Source organism: Sphingomonas spermidinifaciens (assembly GCF_002351485.1).
Taxonomy (GTDB): Bacteria; Pseudomonadota; Alphaproteobacteria; order Sphingomonadales; family Sphingomonadaceae; genus Sphingomonas; species Sphingomonas spermidinifaciens.
The window spans coordinates 295,549-309,052 of record NZ_NWMW01000002.1; the positions used below are offsets into that span (position 1 = coordinate 295,549).

Here is a 13,504-nt window from a genome sequence, read left to right on the forward strand (position 1 = left end):
CGGCAAACATGGGGCGTTTGACGTAGGTTCGTCCCCGGCCCTGCGGCTACGTCATTTGACCCATTGGGCATGGCCCCCGCCGCCCGCCAGAAGCAGGGCCAGCGCTGGGGGGCGATGGTCACCCGGCAAGCCGCTCAGCCGCGAAGCCGGAGACCTTGATGCCATCGACGAGTGCCGTTGCAGGGTGGAGCATGGCGGGCCTTGCCGCACTGTCGGCGCTGGCGGGTGGCGGGGCACAGGTCGTGCCCAACGCCGCGACGCCCGCGCCGCAGCTTCCCAAGGACGACAATGTCGAGAAGATCGAGCCGCTGAAGATCCCCAAGGATGTCGAGGCGAAGCTGGCCGCGCTCGACAAGCCGCGGCTCGATTTCCTGAAAAGCGGGGTCGCCGCGCGTTATGTCGACAAGGAGGCGATGTTCGACCGCTTCCGCACCGCGCCCGCGGCGGAGATCGTCGCCTATGTCGACGCCCTTCGCCAGGTCTATGAAGCAGCCGAATTCAAGGCCGGGCGCGATCGCGCGTCGATTGCGCTCGACACGCGCTCGCCGATGTTCAACGCCTGGAAGCTCAAGCGCCCCGCGGCGCTCGACCCGGCGCGTGCGGCTGGGCCGCTCGACCTTCGGCGCTATCTGGGCGGCTATGGGGGCGGCTTCTCGACCTTTGCCAATGCGCCCGTCGCCTTCACGCCCGCCGACCTGAAGGCGGGCAAGGTCGAGGTCGCGATCGTCGGCGCCCCGCTCGACATGGGTTCGGGCTGGCGCAACGCCATCGACGGGCCGCGGGCGATGCGCATGACCGGCGGCGCCGGCGGCAACGACATGTATTCGATGATCAACCCCAATGGGGCGCTCAAGATTGTCGATTATGGCGACATCGCCATCGACCAGAACTCGACCGAACGCAGCGTCGATCATGTCCGCGAGATGGTGCGCGAGATCGCCGCGACCGGCGCCATCCCGATCGTCATCGGCGGTGACCACAGCCTCGAATACCCGAACCTGGCCGGGGCGGCGGACGTGCACGGCAAGGGGACGATCGGCGTCGTCCATTTCGATTCCCATTATGACGCCGCGCGGAATCGCGTGCACCAGCTCGATCACGGCCAGCCCGTTTACCGGGTCATCAGCGAAGGCCATGTGAAGGGCAGCAACTATATTCAGGTCGGCCTGCGCGCGCGCGGCCCCGACCTCGAGACCTTCGGCTGGATGCGCAACAAGGGCATGCGCTACCACACGATGGTCGAGGTCGAGAAATGGGGCTGGGAGCGCGTGATGCAGCGCGCGCTGGCCGAGGCGCGGCAGAATGCGAAGAAGCTGTGGGTCAGCTTCGACATCGACGTGCTCGACCCTGCCTTCATGCCCGGCACCGGCACGCCCGTCCCCGGCGGGCTGACGATGCGCGAGGCGCAGCCGATCATGCGCCGGCTATGTGCGGAGAACGACATCGCCGGCATCGATATCGTCGAGGTCGCCCCGTATCTCGACACCAGTTACAAGACCGCGCTCAACAGCAACTATCTGCTCAACGCCTGCCTCGCCGGCATCGCCATGCGCAAGAAGGGGCTGAAACCCGGATACTTCAATCCCGTCTCGGTCGAGCATGGCCGCGACAATTATTACGGGAACCGCAAGTCATGACCCGGACGACGCTTTTCGGGCGGGTGGCGGCTGCGCTGCTCGTGTCCGCCATTCCATGTGCGGGTCTGCACGCGCAGGCGGCCGATCCGCTGGCGTCGCTGTCGCCCGACAAGCGTGCCTTCCTGTCCGACGCCGCGACGCTCGAGAAGCTGGGGCTGACCCCCGAGAAGGTGCAGATCGCGCTCGCCGGGCGGACTCCGCAACAGGTCGATGCCTATGCCGCGGCGCTGATGCAGCTTCTCGAGGACGCGAAGTTCAAGCCCGGCCGGGACGCGGGCGAGATCGCGCTCAACCCGCAGGCGCGCGGCTTCAATTCGGGGACGATCGTTCGGCCCAAAATCCTCGACAAGGTGAAGCGCGACGACGGGCCGTTCAGTCTCAAGCGCTATATGTACCAGAAGGCGGGCGTGCCGACCTTTGCCGACGCGCCGGTTGCGATCCGGCTGGAGGACCTGACCGCGGGCAAGGTCGATGTCGCGTTCGTCGGCGTGCCGCTCGACTTCTCGTCGGGCTGGCGCGACGCCAAGCATGCGCCCGAGGCGCTGCGCGGGATGGACGGGCTGGTCGGCGCCGATGCCGATGGCGGCGTCGATCCGGGGCTGGTCCTCAATCTCGCCGACTATGGCAACCTGACGATCGACCCGATGGCGCCCGACCGGGGCCTCGACCATGTGCGGTCGATGCTCGCCGACGTGGCAAAGGCGGGGGTGGTGCCCTTCGTCGTCGGCGGCGACCACACGCTCATGTACCCAGACGTCGCGGCGATGGTGGACGCCTATGGCGCGGGTAACGTCGCCGTCGTTCAATTCGACGCGCATGCCGATGCCGAGGAGAATGGAGACCACCTGATCTCCGACAATCAGACGCTGACGCGGCTGCTCGCCGAGAACATCGTCCGCCCCGCCAACGTCACGCATGTGGGCCTTCGCGGACGCGGCGCGACGGGTGCGGTCAAGGCGCGGCTGGCGGCGGCGGGGGTGAAGCTTGTCCCGATGCAGGCGATCAGCGAGAAGGGCGCGGTCGCGGCGACCGATGCGATCGTCGCGGGGCTGCGCGGCGGGCCGGCCAATGTCTTCGTCAGCTTCGACATGAGCGTCCTCGATCCCGGCGACGCCCCCGCCTCGGGCAGGCCGGTGCCCGGCGGCATCACGATGCGCGAGGCGATCCCGATGGTGCGGCGCATCTGTTCGGAGACGAAGGTCGTCGGCTTCGACCTGCTCGATACCGCGCCGATCCTCGACCCCACCTATCTCACCCGGCTGAGCGCCAACTACATTCTCCACGCCTGCCTGTCCGGCATCGCGCTGCGCAAGGCGGCGGCGACGCAGACGGCGGCGGCCCGATGACCTCCGCCAGCGCGCTCACCGGCTGGAGCCTTGCCGCGGTCGCCGCGCTGACCGCCAGCCTCGGCGGCGACATGCAGCAGACGCCCAACCCGCCGCCGCCGATCCCGGCGGAGGACATCATGGGCGAGCCCAAGCCGGTCGACCTCCCGGCCGACGTGGCGGCGAAACTGGCCGGTATCGCGCCTGAGAAGGTCGCGCTCATCAAGGCGGGGCGGACCGGCCGCTATGTCGAGAAGGACACGCTGTTCGAGCGCATCCGCACGCTGCCGCCCGCCGAACTCGCCACCTATATCGACGCGATCTGGTCGCTCCACGAACAGGCCGAGTTCAAGGCGGGGCGCGACCGGATCACGATCCCGCTCGACACCGCCTCGCCGATGTTCAACGCCTGGAAGACCAAGCGGCCGCTGCTGCTCGATCCGAAGCGCGATCCCGGGCCGGTCGATCTCGGCCGCTATATCGGTGGGCGCGGCGGCGGCTTCGCGACCTTCGCCAACGCGCCCGTCGCCTTCACGCCCGAGGATCTGAAGGCTGGGAAGGTCGAGGTGGCGATCGTCGGCGCGCCGCTCGACATGGGTTCGGGCTGGCGCAACGCCATCGACGGGCCGCGGGCCCTGCGCATGACCGGCGGCGCGGGCGGCAACGACATGTATTCGATGATCAACCCCAACGGGGCGCTCAAGATCGTCGATTATGGCGACATCGCCATCGACCAGAACTCGACCGAGCGCAGCGTCGATCATGTGCGCGAGATGGTGCGCGAGATCGCCCGGACCGGCGCCATCCCGATCGTCATCGGCGGCGACCACAGCCTCGAATATCCCAATGTCGCCGCCGCCGCCGATGTCCATGGCAAGGGCAAGGTGGGCGTGGTCCACTTCGATTCGCACTATGACGTGGGGCGCAACGGCGTCCACTGGATCACCCACGGCTCGCCCGTCTATCGCGTGCTGCATGAGGGGCATGTCCGGCCGCAGGACTATATCCAGGTCGGCCTGCGCGCGCGCGGCCCCGACCTCGAGACCTTCGGCTGGATGCGCAACAAGGGCATGCGCTACCACACGATGGTCGAGGTCGAGAAATGGGGCTGGGAGCGGGTGATGGCCCGCGCCCTGGCCGAGGCGCGGCAGAACACCAAGAAGCTCTGGATCAGCTTCGACGTCGACGTTCTCGATCCAGCCTTCATGCCCGGCACCGGCACGCCCGTCCCCGGCGGGCTGACGATGCGCGAGGCGCAGCCGATCATGCGCCGGCTGTGTGCGGAGAACGACATCGCCGGCATCGATATCGTCGAGGTCGCCCCGTATCTCGACACCAGCTACAAGACCGCGCTCAACAGCAATTACCTGCTCAATGCCTGCCTCGCGGGCATCGCGATGCGCAAGAAGGGACTGAATCCCGGCTATTTCAACCCGGTCTCGGTCGAGCACGGCATCGACGATTATTACGCGCCGAAAGCGCGCCGGCCCGCCCGAAAGCGGCGCTGAGCGGCGATATACGTCATCTGCCCGATACCCGGCGCGGACGGCGCCGATAGGGTCGGCATCGAACCAGGGGGACCACCGGGCATGCGTGCCACGCGCCTTCGTACTCTGTCGCTGTTGAGCCTGAGCGCCGCGATGCTGCTCGCCGGCGCGACCGCCAGCCTGGCGGGCGCGCAGGGCGAGGATGCGTCGCCCGAGAAGGAGGCGGGCATCCCCGTCACCGATCCACTCGTCGTCGAGAAATGCGGCAGCTGCCACGCCGCCGATTCCAAGGGCAACCTCTCCCGCATCAGCTGGTCGCGCACCACACCGGAAGGCTGGGCACAGGCGATCAAGCGGATGGTGCGCCTGAACGGCCTCGACATCTCCCCCGATCAGTCGCGTGCGATCGTCGCCTCGCTCTCGACCAGCCACGGCCTGTCGCCCGAGGAGGCGAAGGCGGTGATGTACATTCCCGAAAAGCGGATGATCGACGAGACCAACATCCCCAACGACGATGTCCGCGGCGCGTGCGCGGCGTGCCACGCGATGGGCCAGCCCCTGTCATGGCGCCGGTCGCGGCACGAGTGGAAGCTGCTCCAGGACCTGCACGTCGCGCTCTATTCGCAGGCGGATGCGCAGTATCGCCGCCCCGCCGCCGTGCCACCGGGCGCCGCCCCCGCCGAGGGCGAAGCGCCGGCGAAGAAAAGGACGCGCGGCGAGGTAGCGCTCGAATGGATCCGCAAGGCGGCCCCCCTCCACACCCCCGAATGGGCGGCGTGGAGCGCGCGGGTGCGCAGCCCGAAGCTGGCGGGCGAGTGGCTCGTCACCGCGTCGGTGCCGGGCAAGGGCCGCTATGTCGGCACGATGACGCTGGCGGCGGGCGGGGCGGATCGCTTCACGACCCGGACTGTGCTGCGCCCGATCGACGGCGAGGGGCCGGCGATCACGCGGACGGGCAGCGGCCTCGTCTATGCCGGCTATGGCTGGCGCGGCATGTCGCAGGGCGGCGGCGCGGGCGCACCCGATGCGCTGGGCAATGCCGCGCGCGAGGCGATGTGGTTCGACCCTGACCAGAAAAGCGGCGACGGCCGCTGGTACTGGGGCGAGTATCACGAGTTCGGCTATGACGTGAAACTGACCCGCGCGAGCGCCGAGCCGGCGGTGCTGGCGGTCGTCCCCGGCCGTCTGAAGGTGGGGACGAAGGGCGCTCGGCTGCGTATCCTCGGCCACAATCTGCCGGCGCAGCCCGGCGACGTCGACCTCGGCAGCGGCGTCACGGTCCGGCGCGTGGTCTCGGTGAGCCCGGGCGAATGGGTGGTCGAGGCCGACGTGGCCCCCGCCGCCCCCTCCGGCCCCCGCGACGTGGTGCTGGCGGGCGCGGTGCTCGAAAAGGCGTTCCCCGTCTATCGCAGCGTCGATTTCATGAAGGTCGTGCCCGAGACCGGCCTCGCCCGGCTCGGCGGCGCGCGGCATCCCAAGGGCTATCAGCAGTTCGAGGCGCTGGGCTTCGAGAACGGCCCCGATGGCAAACAGGGGACCGCCGATGACGTTGCGCTCGGCCCGATCGACGTGGCCTGGTCGATCGCCGAGTTTCCGACCGTCTGGTACGATGACGACGTGAAGTTCGTCGGCAAGCTGTCGCCCGCCGCGCTGTTCACGCCCAATGTCGATGGTCCCAATCCCGAGCGCCGCTTCGGCCGCAACAATTATGGCGAGGTGTGGGCGACCGCGACCGCGCGGGCCGAGAAGGACAAGTTCGGGCGACCGCTGACCGCGCGCGGCTTCCTCGTCGTGACCGTGCCCTCGTTCCAGCGCTGGGACCAGCCGGAGGTGTCGAAATGACCGCGCTCAAGGACGTGCGTTACCGGGCGGGCGAGGCGCATCGCTTCGAGGCGGCCGGACAGGGCTTCGCCTACCTCCCCGGCGCGGGCGCGATCTTCGCGCTGGACGGCGCGGTCGAGGGCGTGCTGGCGGCGATCGGCAAGGATGGTGCGACGCACGGCGGGCTGGTCGATGCGCTCGTTGCCGACGGCACCACGCCCGCCGATGCCGAGGGGCTGCTTCGCGAGCTTCGCCAGGTGCGGCTGATCGAGCATGGCGATGCCGTCGCCTTCGCCGCGCCCGAGATGCCGCCGGCCGACTTCCCGCTTCAGGCGCTGGTGCTCAACATCACCAACCAGTGCAATCTCGCCTGCACCTATTGCTACGAGTTCGGCGCGGACAAGATCGCGACGCCGGCGGGCAAGCCCAAATACATGACGATCGAGACCGCCCGCGCCTCGATCGACCTGCTGATTGCAGAGGCGCGGGGGCGGCCCGCAGTCCACGTCACGTTCTTCGGCGGCGAGACGCTGATGAACTTCCGGCTGCTCAAGGACGTGGTCGAGTACGCCGATGCGGCGACCGCGGCGGCGGGCAAGGCGATCACCTACAGCCTCACCACCAACGCGACATTGCTGACGCCCGCCATCATCGACTTCCTGTCCGATCACCGCATCGGCGTGACCGTCAGCATGGACGGTCCGCCCGAGATCCAGGACAAGCACCGCGTCTACAAGAACGGCAAGGGCAGCTATGCCGTCATCGAACCGCGACTGCGCGCGCTGATCGCGGGGCACAAGACGCGGGCGGTGACGGCGCGGGTGACGCTGACCGAGGGTGTGACCGACGTCATCGCCATCTATCGCCACCTCAAGGACGAACTCGGCTTCCACGAAGTCGGCTTCGCCCCGGTGACCGAGAGCGGCAATCGCACCTATGCGCTGGGCGAGGGCGGCATGGACACGGTGCTCGCGCAGTTCCGCGCGCTCGCCGACGAATGGCTGGCGGAGGCGCTGCAGGGGCGCAGCCACGGCTTCACCAATGTCAGCGAGACGATCGGCGAGCTGATCTCGGGCGTCAACAAGTCGCATCCGTGCGGCGCCGCCCTCGGGCTGATGGGGGTGGGGCCGTCGGGCGACCTGTCGCCCTGCCACCGCTTCACCGATGCCGACAGCCATTCGATGGGGCATGTCTCGACGGGCATCGACCGGGCGGCGCAGACCGACTTCCTGTCGCGCGGGCATGTCGCAGCGAAGTACGACTGCCAGTCGTGCTGGGCGCGGCCGCTTTGCGCCGGCGGCTGCCATCACGAGGCGTTCGTCCGCTACGGCGACACCGGCCACGCCAACCTGCACTATTGCGACTGGATCCGCGAGTGGACCGACGTCTGCCTTGAGATCTACGGCACGCTGGCTGCGCGCAATCCCGATTTCCTCGTCCGCTTCGCCGACCGGAAGGGCCTGTCATGAAGCATCTGAAGCCGCTCAACCAGAAGGCCGAGCGCATCGCCGCCGCGCCCGTGCCCGAGATCGAGGAGGCGGACGACGTCGTCGCGCTCCAGGACCCGCGGCCGCACGTGCCCATGGGGTGCAGCCTCTCCTTCTCACCCGGTTGGGAAGTCGATGCCGGCGGCGGCACCGCGGGCCTCTGCCAGCCGGTCGAGCGCGACATCTACGACTGCTACGTCACCTGTTTCTGGCCGGTGCAGATGCCAGACCATGTTAATTACTCGCCCGACTGGGCCTCGAACTGCGCGGCGGCGACCAAGGATTGGCGCAGCCTCGACCTGGTATTCCCATGAGGCGGTTTCTCGCATTCGCCGCTGCGACGCTGGGGCTGGCGGGGGCGGCGCCGGCGAAGGAGCTGTTCCTCGGCTCCTATCCCGACCAGCTCCTGATCTTCGACGAGGGGGCGGGCGCCGTCACCGGCCGCATCAAGCTGGCAAGCGGCCTGCCCACCTCGATGCAACTGTCGCCGGACGGCAAGCGCATCTATGTCACGACGATCACGACGAGCGGGATCGAGGTGATCGACACCGCGACCAAGCGCGTGATCAACCAGTTCAGCCTCAATGACGGTCCCACGCGCTGGCGCTTCTGGGGCGGCGTGCCCGACCCGACCGGCCGCTTCTTCTACACCGTGGGGACGAAGTTCGAGAAGGGCATCGACCGCTACACGGTCAGCAAGCCGCTCTACATCGTCATCGACCTGCAGGCGAAGAAAGTAGCGCGGACGGCCGAGGTCGAGGAGCAGGACGACCGGACGAGCGGGCGCGGCGGGTTCAAGATCTCGCCTGACGGCCGCTTCCTCTACAATTTCGGCGAGAAGGTGGTGATCGTCGACACCGCGACGCTGAAGGCGGTCGAACGGATCGAGCTCGCCAAGCCGGAGGGGCTTGGCCTCGAGGAAGTGGGTTTCGGCACGCAGCTCGAGAACCAGCGCGATCCGCGCCGGCTGGTCGCGCTGTTCAACGCCGCCGACCCCTATATTCACAACAAGATCTTCGGCGTCGCGCGGTTCGACCTGACGACGCGCGCCTTCGACTTCACCCCGATCGGCCCGGCGCCCGACGCGATGGCCGGGCTCCAGCTCTCGCCCGACGGCAACATCGCCTATACCGTCGTCACCAACGGCAAGCTTGGCAACAAGCGCTGCGAGTTCTGGCGCTTCGACATGAAGACCAACGCGGTGCAGGGCAAGGCCGAGTTCCAGTGCCGCTCGCGCTTCCGCTTCGGCCTGTCGGGCGATGGGTCCAAGCTCTACATCTATGGCGCGAGCTATGACGTCGAGGTCTATGACGCGGCGACGCTGAAGCGCGAGAAGGTGTGGGACCTGGGCGCCGACACGACCGGCGCGGGCATGGTGATCGCGGGATGAGCCGGCCCCGCGTCGCGGTACGCGGCGGCGGGGTCGCCGCGGCGGTCGCGGCGCGGTTGCTGCGCGCAGGGGCGGGCAACGTGGTGGTCGAGGGCGCCGCGCGGGCGGGGGTGCCCGCGGTGCTGCTGAGCGATCCGGCGCGCGCCTTGCTGCGCGATGCGATGGATGCGCCAGCACTGTTCGAGGGGCTGCCGCGGGTCGAGCGGCGGGTGGTCAACTGGGGCGGGGCCAGCCGGACGATGCCGCATGCTGCGACCTTGGTGCCGGGGGCGGTGCTCGATATGCTCGGCATGCCCGATGAGCCGGGCGCCGAGGCCGCGGGCGCAGCCGACTTCACCATCCTTGCCGAGAAGCCTTCCGATCCGCCGATTTGCTTCGGCGAGCGTTCCGCGACGGCGGTGCCGGTACGGCTGATCGGCATCGCCGCATGCGCGGAATGCCGGATCGAGGCGGTGGCGTCGGGCTGGCTGTTCCTGATGCCGGCGGCTCCACCATGGTCTCGCGAAGGCGGGCGCCCGGGGCCATGCGCGCCGACGGTCGGAGGCCCGCTTGACCCTGGATCCCCGCCCTCGCGGGAGCGCGATGAGCATCCAGGCTGGCTGCTCGCCATCGGCGCTGCGCCCGAGCTACTGTTGGCCGAGAGCCGCTCGATCGCGCCGCGTGTCTCGATCGCTGGCTTCGCGACCCGCTTCGATGCCGCACCGCGCATGGCCGCGCGGCTGGCGGGTAACGACTGGCTCACCTGCGGCAGTGCCGCGCTCGCCTTCGATCCGGTTTGCGGCGACGGGGTGGCGCAGTCGGCGCGCGAAGGCATACTTGCCGCCGCAGTGGTCGCCGCGATCGCCGAGGGCGGCGACCGGGCGGCGCTGATCGGCCATTACGAGGCGATGCTGATCGCCGCGATGCGACGGCACCTCCAGCTTTCGATGCCCTTCTATGCGAGCGGTGGCACCTCCGACTGGTGGCGCACGCAGTACGAAGCGCTTGTCGAGGGGCATGCGCATTGCACCCGCCTGCTCGCGCGGCGGCCCGAGCCGCGGTTCATGCTCGACGGCTTCCGCCTCGTGCCGCGCGCGATCGCGGCGTGACCGGCTGGCGCGAATGGGGGCGGCTGGCGCCGTTCCTGCGCCCCTATCGCGGGCGGCTGGCAGTGGTGTTCGCGATCAGCCTGGTCTCCACCGCGCTTGGCCTTGTCCAGCCCTATCTCTCCGCGCTGCTCGTCGACCGCGCGCTGATCGGGCGCGACATGGAGGCGCTGTGGCAGATCGCCGGGGCGATGATCGCCGCGACGGTGATCGGCTACGCGGTCAACATCGCCGCGAGCTGGCGCTATGTCCGGCTGTCGGCGGCGATGCTGTTCGATATCCGCGCGGCGCTGCTCGCGCATCTCCAGACGCTGAGCCCCCGCTTCCATGGCGGCTTCCGCCTTGGCGACCTCGTCTCGCGGCTCAATACCGATGTGGGGGAGGTGCAGCGGGTGGCGGCCGACACGCTGCTCGCGGCGATCGGTAACGTCTTCTTCCTGATCGGCTGCGCCGGCATGATGGCGTGGCTCGACTGGCGGCTCTTCCTTGTCGGCACGCTCTTGGTGCCGGTCAGCACGCTTCTGTTCCTGCGGCTCCAGTCGCGCCTTACCGCCGCGACGCGGGCGATGCGCGAGCGGAGCGCCGACCTCTCCAGCCTTGTCGTCGATCAGGTGATGGGGATGCGCACGATCGTCGCGCTGGGCGGCGAGGGGGAGGCGCGGGCGCGCTTCGGCCGCGCGAATGACGGCTTCGTCGCGGCGATGCTCAGGATGCAGATCGCCTCGTTCCTGTCGGGCGCGCTGCCGGGCACGGTGATGGCGGCGGCGACGGCGGCGGTGGTGCTCTATGGCGGTGCGCGGATCATCGGCGGCGAGATCAGCGTCGGCACGCTCGTCGCGTTCATGGCCTATCACGCGCGGCTGATGTCGCCGGTGCAGACGCTGGCCGGACTGGTGGGCAGCGTCGTCACGGCGCGCGTTTCGCTCGGCCGGCTGTTCGAGCTGTTCGACACGCCGCCCGAGGTGGCGGAGCGCGCCGATGCCGCGGCGATGGGGCCGGTGGCGCGCGGCATCGAGTTGTCGGGCGTCGCCGTCGCGCACGGGCGCGGGCCGGTGCTGTCCGACCTCGACCTGTTTATCCCTGCGGGCGGGATGACCGCGATCCTCGGGCCGAGCGGTGCGGGCAAGTCGACGCTCGCCGACCTGATCGCGCGTAACCTCGATCCCGATGCCGGCACGGTGCGGGTCGACGGGCGCGATGTGCGCGATCTGCGGCTTGCCGACCTGCGGCGCGAGGTGCTGCTCGTCGATCAGACGCCCTGGCTGTTCCACGACAGCGTCGCCGCGAACATCGTCTTCGGGCTCGATGCGGTGGACGACGCGGCGATGACCGCCGCGATCCACGCCGCTGGGCTGAACACGCTGATCGCGCGGCTGCCCGAGGGGCTGGCGACGCGCGTCGGCGAGCGGGGCCTCGCCCTCTCGGCGGGCGAGCGGCAGCGGGTGGCGCTCGCCCGCGCGATGCTCCGCCGGCCGAGCGTCCTCATCCTCGACGAGCCGAGCTCGGCGCTCGACAGCGCGACCGAGGCGCTGGTGGCGCAGCGGCTGCGCGCCGTGCTGCCCGCCGCGACACTGATCGTCATCACCCACAAGCCCGCACTCGCCGCGCTCGCCGATCGCGTGGTGACGATCGAGGGCGGGCGGGCACGGCTCGCGGCGCTTGATGCCGCCGCCTGAAACCGTCCGCATCGCGGTGATCGACAGCGGCGTTCATCCCGCGCACCCGCATGTCGACGCGCGGCGGCTGCTGCCGGGGGTCGCAGTACATCGAAACGGCGCGATCGCGGCGGACGATACGCTCGACCGGCTCGGCCACGGCACGGCGGTGACGGCGGCGATCCAGGAAAAGGCGCCGGGTGCGTGGATCGTCCCCGTGCGCGTGTTCGACGACAAGCTCACCACAACCGCGACCGCGCTGGTCGCGGCGATCGACTGGTGCGCCGGGGCGGGGGTGGACTTCATCAACCTGAGCCTCGGCACCGCCAACCGGGCACATGCCGAGGCGCTCGCCGAGGCCGTCATGCGCGCGGGCATCCCCGTCGTCGCCGCGCGCGAGGCGGGCGGCGTGCCCTGCTGGCCCGGCGCAGGTGACGGCGCGATCGGCGTCGTCGTCGATCCCGACTGCCCGCGAGGTGCCTTTCGTCGCCTTGGCCACGGGAGCTACGCGGCCTCGGGCGAGCCCCGGCCAATCCCCGGCGTGCCGGCGCGCGGCAACCTTGCCGGCATCAGCTTCGCCGTCGCCAACGTGACGGGCCTGCTGGCTCAGGCGCTGGCGAACCCCGCCAGCCGCTCGATCATCCAGAAACAGCCGATCGCGCCGACGGCATAGAGCGCGGCGACGCGCGCCGGCACCTCCCAGCGAATGACGCGCAGTCCCGCCAGCGTGGCGAGGATCGCGCCGACGAACACGACCTGCCCAACCTCGACGCCGAGATTGAAGAAGACGAGGCTGGCCACCTGCTCGCCCGGCCGGACGCCGAGTTCCTCGAGCGCCGTGGCGAAGCCGAGGCCGTGGAGCAGGCCGAACAGCGTCACCACCGTCAGCTGCCGCCCCCAGGCAAAGGGCTGCGCGCCGCGCCCGACGAGCAGCGCCTCGCGCGCCATGAACGCGATCGACAGCGCGATCGCCGCCTCGACCGGCGGGATCGGCAGCCGGACGAGCTCGAAGAAGGCGAGCGCGAGACTCACCGAATGGCCGATAGTGAAGGCGCTGACTAGCCAGAGCAGCTCCCGCCCGCGCGCGAGGAGCGCAAGGCAGAGGACGAAGGCGAGATGGTCCCAGCCCAGCCAGATGTGCCGGACGCCCTGCGCCAGATATTCGCGCGCGAGCTGGATCAACGTCCGCGCTTCGCCGCCCGCCTCGCCGATCGGCACTGCGATGCCATTCGCATCGGCGGCAAGGCTCCGGTCGGTGGCGATGCCGCCCACGCTCGCGGCGAAGCGGCCGCCATCGACCTTCCATGGCGTCTGCACCACGTCGCCGGGCGCCAGCGCGCGGTCGCAGGCGAAGGCATAGGCGAAGTGCGCGCGCCCCGCTGCCGACTGCCGCGTCATGCCCGTCTGGCGGCAACCCTCGGGCCAGGCGAGCGCCGCGTCCTGCGCCAGCGTCTCGGGCACCGCGGCGGTCAGTTCGTAGCTGCCGGAGTCCTCGCCCGCGATCAGGGTGAAATCGGCGGCCATGAAGATGTCGGCGCGAGCGGGGGCGGCGAGGCAGACGAGCATGAGGAGGGCGGTAAGCAACGTGGTGAAGCTGGCGCCTGCCCTTTTCCCATC

The 13,504-nt window shown here is 69.8% G+C and carries 11 protein-coding genes; 10 read left to right on the plus strand and 1 reads right to left on the minus strand.

Going from position 1 to position 13,504, the window contains the following annotated elements:
- Window positions 1–158 precede the first annotated feature (158 nt).
- The 10 genes from COC42_RS11525 (at window position 159) to qhpE (ending at window position 12,560) form a co-directional block, all read left to right on the plus strand.
- On the plus strand, window positions 159–1,637 hold the full coding sequence (locus tag COC42_RS11525) for an agmatinase family protein (protein WP_245844062.1): 1,479 nt from the start codon (window positions 159–161) through the stop codon (window positions 1,635–1,637).
- Window positions 1,634–2,983 (plus strand): agmatinase family protein, encoded by a 1,350-nt coding sequence (locus COC42_RS11530; protein WP_096343483.1) that lies wholly within the window; start codon window positions 1,634–1,636, stop codon window positions 2,981–2,983. Before COC42_RS11525 ends, COC42_RS11530 begins: the two co-directional genes overlap by 4 nt.
- A complete protein-coding gene (locus COC42_RS11535) occupies window positions 2,980–4,470 on the plus strand; it encodes an agmatinase family protein (RefSeq protein WP_176484654.1) in 1,491 nt (496 codons plus the stop codon). The genes COC42_RS11530 and COC42_RS11535 overlap by 4 nt, the downstream gene beginning before the upstream one ends.
- Window positions 4,471–4,551: 81 nt before the next feature.
- Window positions 4,552–6,291 (plus strand): quinohemoprotein amine dehydrogenase subunit alpha, encoded by a 1,740-nt coding sequence (gene peaA, locus COC42_RS11540; RefSeq protein WP_245844064.1) that lies wholly within the window; start codon window positions 4,552–4,554, stop codon window positions 6,289–6,291.
- Window positions 6,288–7,739, plus strand: a complete 1,452-nt coding sequence (peaB, locus tag COC42_RS11545; RefSeq protein ID WP_096343484.1) for a quinohemoprotein amine dehydrogenase maturation protein — start codon at window positions 6,288–6,290, stop codon at window positions 7,737–7,739. Before peaA ends, peaB begins: the two co-directional genes overlap by 4 nt.
- Window positions 7,736–8,071: a quinohemoprotein amine dehydrogenase subunit gamma gene (qhpC, locus tag COC42_RS11550; RefSeq protein ID WP_096343485.1), complete on the plus strand. Its 336-nt coding sequence runs from the start codon at window positions 7,736–7,738 to the stop codon at window positions 8,069–8,071. The genes peaB and qhpC overlap by 4 nt, the downstream gene beginning before the upstream one ends.
- A complete protein-coding gene (locus COC42_RS11555; protein ID WP_096343486.1) occupies window positions 8,068–9,147 on the plus strand; it encodes a YncE family protein in 1,080 nt (359 codons plus the stop codon). The genes qhpC and COC42_RS11555 overlap by 4 nt, the downstream gene beginning before the upstream one ends.
- On the plus strand, window positions 9,144–10,235 hold the full coding sequence (locus COC42_RS11560; protein ID WP_096343487.1) for a hypothetical protein: 1,092 nt from the start codon (window positions 9,144–9,146) through the stop codon (window positions 10,233–10,235). Before COC42_RS11555 ends, COC42_RS11560 begins: the two co-directional genes overlap by 4 nt.
- Window positions 10,232–11,908, plus strand: a complete 1,677-nt coding sequence (locus COC42_RS11565; protein ID WP_096343488.1) for an ABC transporter ATP-binding protein — start codon at window positions 10,232–10,234, stop codon at window positions 11,906–11,908. Before COC42_RS11560 ends, COC42_RS11565 begins: the two co-directional genes overlap by 4 nt.
- A complete protein-coding gene (qhpE, locus tag COC42_RS11570) occupies window positions 11,895–12,560 on the plus strand; it encodes a subtilisin-like serine protease QhpE (RefSeq protein WP_096343489.1) in 666 nt (221 codons plus the stop codon). The genes COC42_RS11565 and qhpE overlap by 14 nt, the downstream gene beginning before the upstream one ends.
- On the opposite strand, the gene COC42_RS11575 is transcribed toward qhpE, so the two are convergent.
- A complete protein-coding gene (locus tag COC42_RS11575) occupies window positions 12,494–13,471 on the minus strand; it encodes a HupE/UreJ family protein (protein WP_245844066.1) in 978 nt (325 codons plus the stop codon). The genes qhpE and COC42_RS11575 overlap by 67 nt on opposite strands.
- Between the last annotated feature and the right edge of the window lie 33 nt (window positions 13,472–13,504).